At 38.1% G+C, this 16434-nt stretch carries 18 protein-coding genes and 1 pseudogene; 2 read left to right on the top strand and 17 right to left on the bottom strand.

The genetic code is table 11. The annotated features are described in order from the left end of the window. From BMY57_RS14410 to gnd, 8 genes are all read right to left on the bottom strand, one after another. The coding region (locus tag BMY57_RS14410; RefSeq protein WP_177176399.1) for a transposase zinc-binding domain-containing protein at nt 1–266 on the bottom strand (266 nt) is incomplete at its 3' end. 132 nt (nt 267–398) lie between these two features. Then, nucleotides 399–665, bottom strand: a complete 267-nt coding sequence (locus BMY57_RS14405) for an HPr family phosphocarrier protein (RefSeq protein ID WP_091775819.1) — start codon at nt 663–665, stop codon at nt 399–401. Between the two features lie 24 nt (nt 666–689). Beyond that, the gene (gene dgoD / locus BMY57_RS14400; protein ID WP_091775816.1) at nt 690–1838 is read right to left on the bottom strand and encodes a galactonate dehydratase; all 1149 of its coding nucleotides are present in this window, start codon (nt 1836–1838) and stop codon (nt 690–692) included. 1 nt (nt 1839) lies between these two features. Next, nucleotides 1840–2487: a bifunctional 4-hydroxy-2-oxoglutarate aldolase/2-dehydro-3-deoxy-phosphogluconate aldolase gene (locus BMY57_RS14395; protein ID WP_091775813.1), complete on the bottom strand. Its 648-nt coding sequence runs from the start codon at nt 2485–2487 to the stop codon at nt 1840–1842. Between the two features lie 62 nt (nt 2488–2549). Then, nucleotides 2550–3830, bottom strand: coding sequence for a TRAP transporter large permease (locus BMY57_RS14390; protein ID WP_091775810.1), 1281 nt, complete (start codon nt 3828–3830; stop codon nt 2550–2552). Then, the gene (locus BMY57_RS14385) at nt 3805–4365 is read right to left on the bottom strand and encodes a TRAP transporter small permease (protein ID WP_091775807.1); all 561 of its coding nucleotides are present in this window, start codon (nt 4363–4365) and stop codon (nt 3805–3807) included. Before BMY57_RS14385 ends, BMY57_RS14390 begins: the two co-directional genes overlap by 26 nt. 115 nt (nt 4366–4480) lie before the next feature. After that, the gene (locus BMY57_RS14380) at nt 4481–5533 is read right to left on the bottom strand and encodes a TRAP transporter substrate-binding protein (RefSeq protein ID WP_091775805.1); all 1053 of its coding nucleotides are present in this window, start codon (nt 5531–5533) and stop codon (nt 4481–4483) included. Nucleotides 5534–5643: 110 nt separating this feature from the next. Then, nucleotides 5644–6540 (bottom strand): phosphogluconate dehydrogenase (NAD(+)-dependent, decarboxylating), encoded by an 897-nt coding sequence (gnd, locus tag BMY57_RS14375; protein ID WP_091775803.1) that lies wholly within the window; start codon nt 6538–6540, stop codon nt 5644–5646. A 192-nt stretch (nt 6541–6732) separates the two neighbouring features. Between gnd and BMY57_RS14370 the strand changes: the two genes are divergently transcribed. Then, on the top strand, nt 6733–7590 hold the full coding sequence (locus BMY57_RS14370; RefSeq protein ID WP_091775801.1) for a MurR/RpiR family transcriptional regulator: 858 nt from the start codon (nt 6733–6735) through the stop codon (nt 7588–7590). A gap of 12 nt (nt 7591–7602) precedes the next feature. Beyond that, the gene (locus tag BMY57_RS14365; protein WP_091775798.1) at nt 7603–9069 is read left to right on the top strand and encodes a gluconokinase; all 1467 of its coding nucleotides are present in this window, start codon (nt 7603–7605) and stop codon (nt 9067–9069) included. A gap of 131 nt (nt 9070–9200) precedes the next feature. Here the strand turns inward: BMY57_RS14365 and BMY57_RS14360 are convergent, their stop codons facing one another. The 9 genes and pseudogenes from BMY57_RS14360 to BMY57_RS16210 all read right to left on the bottom strand — a co-directional run. Beyond that, nucleotides 9201–10049: a fumarylacetoacetate hydrolase family protein gene (locus tag BMY57_RS14360; protein ID WP_256205323.1), complete on the bottom strand. Its 849-nt coding sequence runs from the start codon at nt 10047–10049 to the stop codon at nt 9201–9203. Nucleotides 10050–10070: 21 nt separating this feature from the next. Next, complete coding sequence (locus tag BMY57_RS14355; protein ID WP_091775795.1) at nt 10071–10901, bottom strand: aldo/keto reductase; 831 nt, start codon at nt 10899–10901, stop codon at nt 10071–10073. 178 nt (nt 10902–11079) lie between these two features. Beyond that, nucleotides 11080–11613, bottom strand: coding sequence for a chromate transporter (locus BMY57_RS14350; RefSeq protein WP_091775792.1), 534 nt, complete (start codon nt 11611–11613; stop codon nt 11080–11082). Next, the gene (locus BMY57_RS14345; RefSeq protein WP_091775789.1) at nt 11610–12173 is read right to left on the bottom strand and encodes a chromate transporter; all 564 of its coding nucleotides are present in this window, start codon (nt 12171–12173) and stop codon (nt 11610–11612) included. Before BMY57_RS14345 ends, BMY57_RS14350 begins: the two co-directional genes overlap by 4 nt. Nucleotides 12174–12268: 95 nt before the next feature. Continuing rightward, nucleotides 12269–13261 (bottom strand): C-terminal binding protein, encoded by a 993-nt coding sequence (locus BMY57_RS14340; RefSeq protein WP_091775822.1) that lies wholly within the window; start codon nt 13259–13261, stop codon nt 12269–12271. A gap of 19 nt (nt 13262–13280) precedes the next feature. Next, nucleotides 13281–14246 carry a sugar kinase gene (locus BMY57_RS14335; RefSeq protein ID WP_091775786.1) on the bottom strand — a complete coding sequence of 322 codons (966 nt, stop codon included), beginning with the start codon at nt 14244–14246 and terminating at the stop codon, nt 13281–13283. 16 nt (nt 14247–14262) lie between these two features. Continuing rightward, on the bottom strand, nt 14263–14946 hold the full coding sequence (gene rpiA / locus BMY57_RS14330) for a ribose-5-phosphate isomerase RpiA (RefSeq protein ID WP_091775783.1): 684 nt from the start codon (nt 14944–14946) through the stop codon (nt 14263–14265). 13 nt (nt 14947–14959) lie between these two features. Next, nucleotides 14960–15958: a LacI family DNA-binding transcriptional regulator gene (locus BMY57_RS14325; protein WP_177176398.1), complete on the bottom strand. Its 999-nt coding sequence runs from the start codon at nt 15956–15958 to the stop codon at nt 14960–14962. A gap of 197 nt (nt 15959–16155) precedes the next feature. Then, nucleotides 16156–16434 (bottom strand): annotated as a pseudogene (locus tag BMY57_RS16210) (group II intron reverse transcriptase/maturase); the annotation flags it as partial.

Raw genomic sequence — 16434 nt, 5'->3', positions numbered from 1 at the left:
TCATCTGTATATTTTTTCCCACACCCATGACAAAAGCGACTTTTACAGGTAAAACATACAAACTTAGGACTTGGCTCTCCTTCGCACCCCAAACATTCATATCGTGCATAACCTAAGTCTTTTGTTCCGCATCTAATAGTTTTTATAACTGTTTCCTCTATATCATCCCGATAATCTACTGGGAACCTTTGGGCATGTAATGCCCAAAAACCATTAAAGTGTTCTTTTAATATTTGTTTAATAACTCCAGAACCTTTTTTACCCATACCGAAATATCTCCTAAATTTATTAGTTAAATTCTATCACATACTTATCCACAACTGAGTCATTTTATAATTTCCTAAACAACAAGTAAAGCGTCTGTTAGGACCTATTACAGACGCTTGTTGTGTTTTAACCTATTGTTGTTTTAAAAAATCTTTTAAAGCTTCTAATGCTTCTTTAGCATCCGGCCCTTCACAAACAACTGTCACTTCATCATTACCTTGAAGTTGTAAGTTAATCAAGCCTAGAATACTTTTTAAGTTTGCTTCCATCATACTACCATGAACATTCTTTTTAAGAAATATTTCTGCATCATATTTTTGAATAAGTTGACTTAAATCCATGATGGTTTGCGCATCACTTAATTGAATTTTAATCGTTTGACTAATGGACTCTGACATTAGAGCACCTCCATATAAACTTAATTACCACTCGGCAACAGTTCCGTCTTGATGTCTCCATACAGGGTTTCGCCAACGATGGCCTTTTTCAGCCATTTCTTTAACATACTCTTCATTAATCGTAATTCCTAGCCCTGGTCCTTGTGGAAGCTTGACGTGACCACCTTGATACTCAAATACAGAACGGTCTTCAATATAGTCTAACAAATCGTTTCCTTTATTATAATGAATCCCCAAGCTTTGTTCTTGTATAAAGGCATTATGGCTGGTTGCATCAACTTGAAGGCATGCTGCAAGAGCAATTGGCCCTAATGGACAATGTGGAGCTAAACCAACATCATATGCTTCAGCCATGCTCGCAATTTTCTTCACTTCTGTAATACCACCTGCATGGGATAAATCCGGTTGAATAATATCGACATAACCCTCTTCAAATAATGGTTTAAAATCCCAACGTGAATACATTCTTTCACCTGTTGCTATCGGTGTTGCCGTATGGTTCGCTATATCTTTTAACGCTTCATTGTTTTCCGGTAAAACAGGTTCTTCTATAAACATGAGGCGATACGGTTCAAGTTCCTTAGCTAAAATCTTTGCCATTGGTTTATGAACACGACCATGGAAGTCAATACCGATTCCAACGTTTTGTCCAACGGCATCCCTAACAGCCGCAACACGTTCAACCACTTGGTCAATTTTATCGTACGTATCAATGTACTGAAGTTCTTCGGTTCCGTTCATTTTAACTGCATGGAAGCCTTTATCTACCACTTCTTTTGCGGCTTGTCCAACATCAGAAGGACGGTCACCACCAATCCAAGAATAAACTTTTATCGATTGACGACAAGCTCCTCCCATCAGTTCATAAACCGGTGCATTGTAATACTTACCTTTAATATCCCATAACGCCTGATCAATACCCGCAATCGCACTCATTAAGATAGGTCCCCCACGGTAAAATCCCGCGCGATACATCACATTCCAATGATCTTCAATGTGAAGTGGATTTTTTCCTATTAAATAGTCCTCTAATTCATGTACAGCAGCTTGAACGGATTCTGCACGTCCTTCAATCACTGGTTCTCCCCAACCGACGAGGCCTTCATCTGTTTCAACTTTTAAGAATAACCATCTTGGAGGGACAACATATGTTGTTAGCTTTGTGATTTTCAAACTAGGCACCTCTTCCTTTTTCAACTTCTGCTTTAAATGCTTCTGCCTTCTCTTTAAGTGCTGCCCAATCATCTTGTTCGATTAATTGATTGTCTATTAAAGAACCACCTATTCCAACTGCTACAGCTCCATTACGGATAAATGAAGCCGTATTATCGACATTGACTCCTCCCGTAGGAATCATTGGAATATGTCCTAAAGGCCCTTGTAAATCTTTTAAGTATTTCGGGCCAACAGCAGAAGCAGGGAAAATTTTCACCACATCTGCACCTGCCTGGTGTGCCTTCACCATCTCAGTAGGAGTCATCACACCAGGAATTGAAATAACTTCTCGTTCAACACTTAACTTCACCACTTCTTCATTAAATGATGGAGAAAATACAAACTGGGCGCCCGCGTCAATGGCTTGATTTGCCTCATCTGTCGTTAAGACTGTGCCTGCACCAATTAACGCTTGATCACTAAATTGTTCACGTAATTCCTTAATCGATTGATAAGAATCTTCACTGTCTACCGTTAATTCTAATACATTAACTCCCGCACTGATTAATGTTTCAACAAGTGGAAACAGCTTAGCTTTAGGGACACGTCTTAAAACTGCCACCACGCCAGAGCTTTTTAGACGTTCTAAATCTTTAACTTTGTTCATAACACACACTCCTTAAAAAAGTAACTGACAAAACGGTCTTATGCCACTTTGTCAGTCATATATTAATCTCCTAGCGAAACTAACCACATTGAAATCTCTGGAATAAACACAATCATTAAAACAGAGAATACCATTGCCAAGAAGAATGGAATAACAGCTTTTGAAATACGTTCAATTGATAGACCTGAAATTCCCGAACTGACGAATAAGTTAACTCCCAGAGGTGGAGTGATAAATCCAATAGCAAGGCTCACCACCATTATAATACCGAAATGAATTGGATCATACCCAATATTTAAAGCAATTGGTAATAAAATAGGAGTTAAAATAATAATCGCTGCAATCGTATCCATGAAACAACCTACTAATAACAATAGTGCTGTAATTAGTAGTATTAATATAATTTTACTTTCCGTTAATGAGAGCATCCACTCTGCAATTTGATTCGGAATTTGTTCAACTGTCAATAACTTACCGAACGCGTTGGCAGTCCCAACAATAATTAAAACGGTTGCCGTCGTTAATGACGAATCAGCAATAATTTTTGGCAATTGTTTAACTTTTAACTCACGGTGCAAGAATAAACCTACTAATAACCCATATACAACAGCCACTACAGCTGCTTCAGTTGGAGTGAAAATTCCACCGTAAATACCACCTAAAATAATGATTGGTATAACCATGGCCCACTTGGCTTCCCAGAATGTCCGACCGATGTGACCAAGGGTAATTTTTTCAAGTGTTCCTTTGTAACCTTTTTTCTTAGAATAGATGTAAGCCCAAGCCATTAGTGCTACACCTACTAAGATACCAGGTAAAATACCTGCGATAAACATGTCACCCACGGATGCTCCGCCCGTTACACCGTAAATGACCATAGGAATACTAGGAGGAATAATAACTCCAATTGACCCAGCCGCTGCGACTGTTGCTGTCGCAAATGGTTTATCGTAACCTTTACGAACCATAGCAGGGATCATAATCGAACCGACGGCAGCTACTGTCGCTGGTCCAGATCCCGAAATCGCTGCGAAAAACATACATGTAACAATCGTTGCAATCGCAAAGCCTCCTGTTTTACTACCAACAAGAGAGTTTGCAAAGTTAAATAAGCGTTCTGAAATACCACCTTTACCCATGATTTCACCTGCTAGGATAAAGAATGGAACCGCCATAATTGGGAAAGAATCTAATGACGTGATGAGCTCTTTCATTAAGAAGAGGACTGGAACAGATTCGGAATATACAATTGTAACTAACGTTGAGATCCCTAAAGCAATTCCAATCGGGACACTTAGAAGTAATAATAATGCGAAACTACCGAACAGGACCGCTACTGTCATCTGTTAACTCCTCCTCTTCCTCTAAAATTCTTTCTCGTTCATCAACAACTTCTACTTTTTCTTTACCTACGAGCATTAATACTTGATGATACATGTTCTGAATAAGACGTAACATTGTAAGTCCCATCCCAATTGGGGCTGCTAAATAAACAAACCCCATCTCTACTTGTAAGGCTGGAGACTTTTGACCTAATCTTAATAAGTTAGAAGATATTTCCGTACCATAATAAACAACTAAAGCTGCAAAGATTAAGAATAATAGATTTGCAATTAATGATAGAACAATTTTCCATTTATTTTTTAATAAAATGAGGATGACGTCTACTTTAATATGTCGTTGTTTTTTAACACCGTAACTAATTCCTATATAAACAAGCCATATAAAGCAATAACGACCTAATTCTTCAGACCAGGAAAGTGAATTCCCCATCTCCCTCATGACAACTTGAAGAAAAATGACGGCTGTCATCACACTACCTAAAATGACAAGTAGCCATTCTTCTAAATGTTGTTCAATTTTCTTTAAAATGACCATGTTTTCACCTCAATGCTTACCGATTTCCCCTATAAATCAACTGATATTAAATAAGGTAAAACTCTTGTCACCCTAATTAGGGCAACAAGAGTTTAGGTGGGGAGCCTATCATTTATTATTCACCTTGTGCTTGTTCTACAGCTTCCATGATTCCATCGACTGTTTCTGCACCAATATCATCTTTAAAGTCTTCGATGACTGGTTGCACAGCGTCTACCATTTTCTGACGCTCTTCATCACTAATCTCAGAGAATTCCATGCCCTCATCAACTAGTTTTTCAAGGTATTCAGCATTTGCTTCACGGTTAAGTTTAATCTGGTGTTCACCAGCTTCTTTTGCCGCATCACGAACGATTTGTTGTTCTTCTTCAGATAATCCATCATAAAACTCTTTACTCATTAAGAATACGAACGGGCTATATACATGATGTGTATCCGAAACGTAATCTTGTACTTCAAAGTAATTTTCTAAATAAATAGTAGCATATGGATTTTCTTGTCCATCAACTGTTCCTTGTTGCATAGCCGTAAATAGCTCTGTAAATGCCATTGGCGTAGGGTTAGCTCCTAATTCTTCAAAAGCTGCTAAGTGTAAATCATTTTCCATCGTACGAATTTTTAAGCCATCAAAATCTTCAATCGTTTCAACTGGACGTTCACTGTTAGTGAGATCACGGAAACCGTTTTCCCAGTAAGCAAGACCAACAAGATCCTTTTCTTCTAATTTTTTAAGTAAATCTTGTGCGACATCACCAGCTAAAACTTCATCTGCTACCTCTTCGCTTGGGAAAAGGAATGGAATATCAAATACGCTGAATTCTGGTACAAAGTTTGCAATAGGTGCTGTCGAAGGAACTGTTACCTCTTGAGTACCTAATTGTAATGCTTCAGTCATCGTACGGTCATCACCTAGTTGTCCACTGTGATATGTTTCAACCGTAATTTCACCATCAGTTTCTTCTTCTACGATTTCTTTAAACTTTAGTAGCCCTTTATACTGTGGGTGATTTTGGTTTAAACCGATACCTGCACGAATGATTTTTTCTCCACCCTCTGAAGCGCTTTCATTTTCTCCATTCTGACCTTCGTTAGCGTTATCATCTCCACCACAAGCAACTAGTAAAACTGCTAGTAGTGATACAGCTAATAATGACATTAACTTTTTCACTTAATACAACCCCTTTTAAAATTTTATATATAGATTCTATATTGCTGTTCAAATTGCTTCAGGCGTACGACTTGCATATACAGTCGTCGCCTTCCGCTCATTTAAATAACTTATTTTTTAACAACTTCATGCCCACCAAATTCATTGCGTAAAGCAGCAACAACTTTACCAGAGAACGTGTCATCCTCTTGTGAACGGTAGCGCATCATAAGCGACATCGCAATTACGGGCGCCGCCATCTCAAATTCAATGGCACTTTCAACCGTCCATTTACCTTCTCCAGATGAGTTCATAACACCTCTTATAGATTCTAAACTTGAATCTTTAGAAAAGGCATTTTCCATTAGCTCAATTAACCATGAGCGGATTACTGAACCGTTGTTCCAAACTTTAGCAACAGCTTCATAATCATAATCAAATGGACTCTTTTCGAGTATTTCAAACCCTTCTGCGATGGCTTGCATCATACCGTATTCAATTCCGTTATGAACCATTTTTAAGAAGTGGCCGCTTCCATTTTTCCCAGTATATAGGTAACCGTTTTCAACAGCAGTGTCTTTAAATAGTGGCTCGATTTGCTTAAACTGCTCTTGGTCCCCACCAATCATATAGTTTCCACCATGACGAGCACCATCAGTTCCTCCGCTTGTCCCTACATCGAAAAAATAGATCCCTTTTTCTTTTAATGATTCTGTATGACGAAGGCTATCTTTATAGTTGGAGTTACCGCCATCTATCACTCGATCTCCTTCATCTAGCACACTTTTTAACTGGTCAATAACTTGGTCTGTTATGTCGCCAGCAGGAACCATTACCCATACAGTTCTAGGCTGTTCTAGCTGGTTCACCAGTTCGTCCAAGCTGTAGGCCGGTTGAGCTCCAGCTTCAGCAATGTTTTGGACTTGGTCTTTATTTACGTCATTTGCTACTACTTGATGTCCATGGTCCATGAGATTTAATGCTAAGTTATACCCCATTTTCCCAAGACCAATTAATCCAACTTGCATTAGGTAACTCCTTTCTCGATTTTAAATTCGGAAAAAGTTATGAAAATTTTTTTCTCAACTTTGATTATACAATAAAATTTTCTAACATCAACATGTTTTTCGAAATTTTTTTCATGCTTCCCCCTTCAATTTGAAATTTTTTTCATTTAGTCTATTATTATAGTAAGAAAGTTACAGGTCGGAGGGATAATTATGACTGAATCACCCCAAAAACATGTTCTTAATCGAATTCGCGGTTCTATGAGCCAATTCAGTGAAAAAGAAAGACAAATAGCTACATATATCTTGCGTAATCCTCAGTTAATTATCCATACTACGATTAATCAGGTCGCTGATGATCTAGGAATTGCAGAAGCAACAGTCTTTAGGTTTTGTCGTCGATTAGGCTTTAAAGGTTATCAAGCTTTAAAAATAGCTTTAGCTGCTGAAGTAGTCGCACCTATAGAAGACATACATGAGGAGATTAGTGAGGAAGATACAACTCTTGAGGTTACGGAAAAGGTGTTTCAATCTAACATTCAAGCAATTGAACGAACTAAAGAAATCCAAAATGAGAAAACAATTGATACCATTATTGACCATTTAATTCGTTCGAATGGTGTTTATTTCTTTGGCAACGGTGGTTCAGGGGTTGTCGCTCAGGATGCACAACATAAATTTTTAAGGTTAGGTGTCAACGCTCATGCTTATTGTGATACTCACTTACAACTAATGGCGACATCTCAATTAACGTCTCATAATATTGCCTTTTTTATTTCACATACAGGAGCAAACATTGATATTTTAGAAGTCGTCGAAATGGCAAAAGAACGTGGAGTTTTTACAGTTGCGATTACTAACTTTGCTAAATCTCCCCTTTCAGAAGCCGTCGATGTATCACTATACACGGTTTCCGAGGAAACGGAATATCGTACGGAAGCACTTGCCTCAAGAATTGCAGAGTTAAGCATAATTGATGCTTTATATGTCAACTATCATATAAAAACATTAGAAAAATCGACGGCTGCTGTAAACCGCATGCGCCAAGCGATCTCGAAAAAACGTTTATAAAGGAAGTTGAAGATGACAAGCATACTAGGATTAGACATCGGAACAACTAGCGCAAAAGCTGTTTTATTTAACCTTGATGGGAAAGTTTTATCGGAAAATGAACAACCTTATCCAATCCTACATCCTGAATCAGGATGGGCTGAACAAGATCCTAATCAAATTGAACAAGCAACGATCACAGCTGTTCAAAACGTCATGAAAAATCAATCTAATGAGTTGTTGGGGATTGGTCTTTCCACTGCTATGCATTCATTAATCGCCATCGATTCAGTTGGAAAACCATTATCCAATGCCATCATTTGGGCTGATCAACGCAGTACAGCTGAAACATCTAATATTACTTCAACCATATACTTAAATACAGGAACTCCTCTTCATCCTATGAGCCCACTATCAAAGCTCAAATGGATGAATAAACATGATATTGAATATTATCACCAAGCTGATTATTTTGTTACGGTAAAAGAATACCTTCTTTATCACTGGTTTGGTGAGAAAGTCGTTGATTACTCAATGGCTGCTTCAACTGGCTTGTTTAACATTCACAACTTGAACTGGGATTCCAACGCATTAGTGGAAGCAGGTATTTCTACTAATCAACTATTTGAACCTGTTTCATCTTTTACAACATTAACGAATATAAAAACTGAAATCGCTGAACAAATGGGGATTATGCCTGATACACCATTCGTATTAGGTGGTAGCGACGGTCCCTTAGCAAATTTAGGTATTGGAGCTATACATCCTGGTGAAACAGCAATAACGATTGGGACTAGTGGTGCTATTCGTCAATTTTCAAATGAACCACTACTTGACTCAAAGCAAGAAATTTTCTCTTATGCATTCACAGATGATTCATGGATTACGGGCGGTCCAACTAACAATGGAGGGATCGTTCTAAAATGGGTACAAGACCTCATCTCTACAGAGCAACAGCAATATTCTATGGATGATATGAACAATCTTGCGAATTCCGTTCCTCCTGGGTCGGAAAAATTAATCTTTTTACCTTACTTAAATGGTGAGCGTGCACCTTTTTGGGATGCACAAGCAAAAGGAAGCTACATAGGTCTTCATCCACAGCATAAAAAAGAGCATTTAATTCGAGCCAGCATGGAAGGTGTGATTTACTCTATTTATCATATTGGACATGTTTTAGAACGGCTCGGTAACCAACATGACACACTTTTTGCAAGTGGTGGGTTTGCTCGCTCTTCTTTATGGTTACAGATCTTATCAGATACGTTCGGTAAACCAGTAAAGGTGCCGGAAAGTCATCAAAGCTCAGCTTGGGGTGCAGCTTGGGTTGCTTTAGGTGCATTAAAAGGTCACAACTTAAAAGATATAAAACATTCCATTCCAATGAAAGCAGAAATCGAACCAAACATGGACTATCATCAAATTTACCAAGAGCAATTCGATATTTATCAAGGACTCTATCATCAATTAAAAGAAACGTTTAAGAAGTTAAGTAGCTAGGCGAAGTCATTAGCCGAACATTCATAAATACAAGGATTTTGACTACGTTAGAAGAAGAAAGAAGCCGAACTTAAGTGTTAAATACAACCTAAAGTTCGGCTTCTATTATATAAAAGTTATTTTGTCCGATCCTATTCCTTTACAATGTTTTGAAGTGTTCCAATTCCCTCAATAGTAATGGAAACTTGATCGCCTGGATTTAAAAATCGAGGCGGAGAGAATCCTTTACCGACGCCACTTGGAGTTCCCGTCGCGATCACATCCCCAGGTTCTAAAGTCATTCCTTCGGATAATACTTCGATTAAATCCGCTACAGAAAATATCATGTCATTTGTGTTACCATCTTGTCTCACTTCATCATTCACTTTAGTTTGAATATGAAGGTTTTGGACATCTGGAATCTCATCTGCTGATATAATAACTGGACCAAATGGTGCAAATGTATCTAGTGATTTCCCTTTGAAAAACTGCTGATGTTTCTTTTGCAAATCTCGAGCCGTTATATCATTTAAAATGGTATAACCGAAAACAAAATCTAAAGCCTCTTCTTTACTAATATTGATCCCTTTTTTTCCAATCACCACTGCCAGTTCACCTTCATAATCCAGTTGGTTCGTGACATTTGTATGAGCTAAAATTGTTTGATCTTGCCCAATAACACATGTCGGTGATTTGGTAAACACAACCGGCGCTTTAGGTATGGAAGTTGGATCATTTGAAGTCATCTCTAAAGCGTGTTCTCGATAGTTCTTCCCAATGCACATAATATTCTTATTAGGTTGATATGGAGGCAAAATGTTAACCTCATCTAAAGTAACAAATTTATTAAGGTCTTGTTCTAGGTTAAGATGATGAAAATTTTGAATCACAGATAAAAGGTTAGGAAAATATGTCATGAGATGATCAGAATAATAAATGCCGTCATCCTTTAAAATTCCCCAATGTGTGGTACCTTCTAATTGGAATGATAATAATTTCACAGGCGTCGTGCCTCCTCTCCCTTACTGATCGAACTCATCTGGGTTCATACCCCTCCGCTCATCACGGTTCAGTTGATCGATTTTCTCCATTTCCTCTTGTGATAGTGAAAAATCGAAAATGTCAGCATTATCTTTGATACGACTAGGTGTGACTGATTTTGGAATCGTAATCACATTATGTTGAATATCCCAACGCAAAATGACTTGAGCTGGTGTCTTTCCGTGACGCTGTGCAATGTCAGTAATTGTTTCGTCATCGAACAACTCACCCCTTTTCATTGGAGACCAAGCTTCCATTTTTATATCTTCTTTTTCACAAAAAGCTTTTACTACCTTCTGAGTGAGATGAGGATGATACTCAATCTGGTTAACTGTCGGTTTAACATTGGCATGAGTAAATAACCTTTGTAAGTGATGGACGTTGAAGTTACTGACACCTATAGCTTTAATAACCCCTTCTTCATAAAGACGTTCCATTGCTTTCCATGTCTGCAGAAAATGTTCTTTTACTGGCCAATGAATTAAGTACAAGTCAAGATAATCATAACCTAAACGATCTAAACTTTTTTCAAAAGCTCTTAACGTTTCATCGTATCCTTGTTCATCATTCCACACTTTTGTCGTAACAAATATGTCATCACGTGATACAGAGGACTCACGGATTCCTTCCCCTACTCCACGTTCATTTCCATAAAAAGAGGCAGTATCCACTAATCGATATCCATGGTCAACAGCTGTTCGAACAGCTTCGACAACTTCTTGTCCTTCTTCAGCCTTGTATACTCCTAAACCAAACCCAGGCATTTCAATTCCATTGTTTAACTTTACCCGATCTTGTAGAGATTGAATCATATGTAATTCCTCCTTTTCCCTATTATATCGAAATATGAAAAGCATTCAAAACATTGCTCCATCTGTCGACAACTTTGCGAATCTTGGTATATTTCCTCGGAAATATTGTAGAAAAATGATAATTTTATTTCGACATAATGCTATCTAAATAAATAGACACTTGCTCCTAGCAAGTGTCTTATGATAAAAATACGGCTCCATATACTAATGAACCAGCGACCACCCACGCAGGATGTACCCTATATTTTTCTAGTAATAATAAGCTGACAATCACTAAAAAGATCGTCTGAATCCAGCCTGCTGATTCGACTGATGTATCAAAAAATTGAAAAGTTAAGAACCCCATTAAAACAGCAATAATCGGTCGTACATATGTCGTGATCCGTTTAACTTTTGGCGAATCTTTATATTTAGTTAACAGGCCTAGCAGAAGAATCATAGCGAGTAATGATGGTACAATCGTGGCAAAAAGAGCGACAATAGACCCTAGAGTACCCGCTACTTCAAAACCAATGTATCCAGCCATTTTAGTCGCTATTGGACCTGGTAATGCGTTCGCTAACGCTAGAACTTCACCAAATTCATTCGTTGTCATGAAACCATAGTTTTTAACCACTTCATGCTCCACTAACGGGATCGATGCCGGTCCGCCACCGTAACCTACAATACCTGGAATAAAAAATGCGACAAATAAGTCCCATAATTCCTTCACGACTGATCACCCGCCTTTTTCTTAGGTGATTTTACAATTGCAAAAATAATTAAAGCTGCAATCATTATAGCCGGGTGAAGTCCTACAAAAACATACAAAATAGTACCTACAGCAATAAGTATAACTGCATAAAACCAGCCTAAATCATACTTCGATCTCTTCGCAAATGACCATGTTAACGCAAGCAGTAAGACACCTACCACTGGTGTAATCGCTGCAGTCATACCTTGTACAATATTAGAATCTCGAAATTTAATCAAAAAACCTATTAAAAATATCATAATAAATACGGTTGGTAATACCGATGAGATCAATGCCGATATCATCCCTGCAACACCACCAACACGATACCCAATGTATCCAGCCATTTTAGTTAACATCGGCCCAGGAAGAGTATTCGTGATTGCTAATAAATCACTAAATTCTTCATCAGTCATCCATTCATATGTATCAACCACTTCTTTATATATAAGCGGAATGGTAGATGGCCCTCCGCCATACCCAAGCATGCTCGAACGAAAAAAGCTGATAAATATATCTTTTTGTAATGTCATATCCATGGCGCTCACCTCATCCTTACGTATTATATCACGCCATTTCGTCTATTAAAATTATGTATAAGAAAAAGCTATCCTCATCCGGATAGCTCAATCATCTACTTTTCTTTTAAATCAAGTTGTTTTTTTACATCTTGATTAACTAAGTAACTTGGAAAATACCCATTTAATACATCGGCCACGTTTTGAGCCGTTTTCCTCTTCAATTCTGCTTCAGCTTCCACAGAGTAGAAAGCGGAGTGTGGATTCAAAATAACTTGATTCATGTTTAAAAATGGGTGTGCTTCATCAATCGGTTCATGTTCTAAAACATCTAATCCAGCACCTGCAATTTCCCCGTTTTGCAAAGCTAGAATTAATGCTTGTTCATCAATAACAGGCCCACGAGAAGTGTTGATGATAAAAGCGTCTTTCTTCATCTTCTTAAAGGCATCGTGACTTATGATTTTTTCTGTCTTCTCATTTAAAGGTAAATGAACAGAGATATAATCAGATTCTTCATATAACTCATCTAATTCTACTAATTTAACATTTAACGATTCAGCTACTTCTTTAGGTACAAATGGATCGTATGCCATTACTTGAATGCCAAAAGCTTGTGCTTTTTCCGTTAACCTTTGCGGGATATTTCCAAAGCCCATCAAGCCTAATGTACGACCTCTCATACGGTAGACCGGGATGGCTACTTTATAATCCCAATTCCCATTTTTGACCTCGTTATTCATTAAGGTCACTTTTCTCACACTAGATAGTAATAATGCCATCGCATGGTCTGAAACCTCATCTAAACAATAATCTGTCACATTGGCAACGACGACTCCATTTTCAGTAGCTGCATCTAAATCAACCGTGTTAAAACCGATTCCATAACGAGCCACGACTTTTAGGTTACCTAAGCTTTCTATGACTTTTCTAGAAATTGGAGCATACTGATTTAAAATAGCATCCGCGTCACGACATTTTTCGATGACCTCTTCTTCTGTCTGACATTGCTCAAGAGTTAATTCAATCCCCATTTCGTCGAGCACCTCTTTTTCTGGCGCAAACGTGTGGTAATTATAATCCGTGACCACGACTTTTAATTGGCTCATATATGACACTCCTTCTTCTTTAACGTTTAACATCTCGATGTTCTTCATTTGGTGACATAAAACGTTCCACCGCATAAAATGATGGTAATCCTTCTATGTCGCCTTTCATTCCAACAACCATCGCTCCAATAGCATTCGCACGTCTAACAGTTGTCTCAATCGGTTCTTCACGTAACAAACCACTTATAACTCCAGCAGCAAACCCATCCCCGGCACCGACCGGATCAACGACTTGTTTCACAGGGAAGCCATGCACATAAGATTGTTGATTCTTGGTGTGAATATAAGACCCTTCACTTCCTAGTTTAATAATGACAGTCTTATTCCCATGATCACTTAACTGCTCTGCTACTTCTTCGACATGCTTTAGTCCGGTCATAAATTGCCCTTCATCAAGTCCAGGTAAAATAACATCGGCCTTAGAAGCAATTTCATTTAAGACTTTCTTGGCTTTTTCTTCTGTCCAAAGTTTCAACCTTAAATTCGGGTCAAAAACGATGGTTAAGCCATTCTCTTCAGCAATCTGAATAGCCTTCATCACCGTTTGATAGCCTGATTCACTTAAAGCTGGGGTAATACCCGTAACATGTAGAATTTTTGCTTGGGCTATATAATCTTCATCCAATTGACCCGGCTGCATCAAACTTGCCGCAGAACCTTGACGATAATAGTAAACATTTAAATCTTCGGGTGAAAGCTGTTCTTTAAACAGCAGTCCTGTCGGTGCTTCTGATGTAAATCGACACGTCGATACATCCACCCCTTCTCCTCGAATCGTTTTATGTACATAACGGCCAAATGGGTCTTCACCTAACTGACTAAACCAGCCAACCGAATGACCTAATCTAGCCAATCCGATTGCGACATTTGATTCGGCTCCACCGATTTTTTTTGGAAAATGACTAACATAATCTAGTGGAGCCATTTGTTCAGGTTGAAATAAAACCATGGTTTCTCCTAATGTAAACACGTCTACTTGATTCATGAAATTCCCCCTTTATCTATTTTTCCCTCTTTAACACTTCTGCTCCATCATTACGACCAATGATGACTTCATCAGCCATATTGAAAAACAACCCTGTCTCAACAACTCCAAGTAATGATTTTAACTGCGAATGAAGTTTTTCCGAATCTTTAATGACATCAAACCGACAGTCTAAAATATAGTTGTTATTATTCGTTACAAAAACTTCATCATCTATTTCGCGCAAGACAGCCGAACATCCTAATTCTTCGATTTGTTTTTTAGTCAGCTGCCATCCAAAACGGACGACTTCAACTGGTAATGGAAACGCACCAAGGTGATTGACGAGTTTACTCTCATCTGCCACAACAATAAAACGGTCCGCAGCAGCATCGACGATTTTCTCCCTCAATAACGATCCGCCACCACCTTTAATTAAATTAAAGTTTGGGTCGATTTCATCTGCACCATCAATAGCAATATCTAATCGTTCTACCTCTGAAAAATCCGTTAATGGTATACCAAATTCCTTGGCCCAATTTTCGGTCCGAATCGATGAAGGGACACCACGTATGTGTAAACCTTCTTTCACACGTTTACCAAGTTCTTTTAGCATATAATACATGGTAGAACCAGAGCCGAGTCCAACTAACATTCCATTTTCAATGTAATCAACAGCTTTTTCACCAACCATTTGCTTTTGACGATCTACATGTTCCATACGCTTACCTCCATTATCGAGTTGTTTCACGTTCCACTAAATCAACAGGAACAACCATTCGTTTATTCGAATCAAGATTTTGATTATTCATTAAATCCAATAATAATTCTGATGCTCGTTCACCTAATTGGTCGGTTGCCTGATGAATCGTTGTTAAAGTTGGGTGACTGTATTGACTAAAGGTAACATTATCAAACCCAACAACTTGAACATCAACCGGGACCTTTATTTCATGAATTTGTAAGGCCTTTAATGCTCCAATGGCTAACAAATCTGAACTTGCAAATATTCCATCAAAATCTATCCCATTTTCTATTAAAGTGGTAATCGCTTCTTGAGCATGACCAACATTAAACGGGATTCGGCAAATAAGTCTTGAATCTGATTGATAACCATACTCTTTTAAAGCTTCTAGGTAACCTTGATAGCGAAAATTTATTGGAAGAATATCACGTTCATCCCGAAGCATGACAATTTTTTTAGAACCTTTCTCTAATAATGTCCTAACGGCGAGATAACCACCATATTGGTGATCCGACTCAATAACCGGTACTTCTTTATCCATTTCTTCTAAGCGATTAATACAAACGACAGGGATACTTTGATACTTCACTTTCTTTGGAAGGTCTTTATAACCTGATACATAAATTAATCCATCGACACCTCTCGATTCGAGATCCCGTATCATGAGTCGTTCTTTATTAGCATCTTCACTCAGGTTGTAAATATTTATCGAATAACCTTTTTCCATGAGAACATGTTCAATCGCAACGGCAATTTTAGCAAAATATTCATTTGTCAAATCAGGCAAAACAACACCTATGCTTTTCGTCTGTCTTGTCCTTAACCCTTTTGCCATAACATTTGTTTGATAATGATACTTTTCTAAGACATCAAGTACACGTCTCTTCGTCTTATCAGAATACCCCCCAGCGTTATTCAACACCCGAGAGACAGTTGCGGTTGATACGCCAGAGATTTGGGCAATTTCTTTTATGGTCACCTTTGCCATAACATGTCCACCTATCATTTATTAACTCACGTAATCGATTACGTTACATCTAAAAAATATAAACGATTCTAACGTAATCGTTTACGTATTCATCATACAATGATTTAAATTTTTAGGCAAATGCTTAATCGAGTAGGAGGAGGTGATTAACCTCCGACCTCTCACACCACCGTACGTACGGTTCCGTATACGGCGGTTCAATAGTTTGAGTGTGCTTTCTCGAGAAGTTGGTTCAAGTCTTTTAGACCAGCTTTCTCGAGAATTTTATTGTTAATAGCTCTGTGAAGTATATGGCTACATGCTATGCACCAATATCCCTTCCTTGTATTAGCCCATTCCCAAGCTTTTTGTTTTGGTATTTTAAGCTGAACAAGACTTTTATATCTTGTTTTAACCTTTTTCCATCGCTTCCAAATAATTTGTCTAATCCTACGTCTAACCCATTGGTTAATGCTTCGGATATATCCTTTCATTTG

Source organism: Piscibacillus halophilus (genome assembly GCF_900110685.1).
Taxonomy (GTDB): domain Bacteria; phylum Bacillota; class Bacilli; order Bacillales; family Alkalibacillaceae; genus Piscibacillus; species Piscibacillus halophilus.
This window is presented reverse-complemented; position numbering and strand designations above follow the sequence as displayed.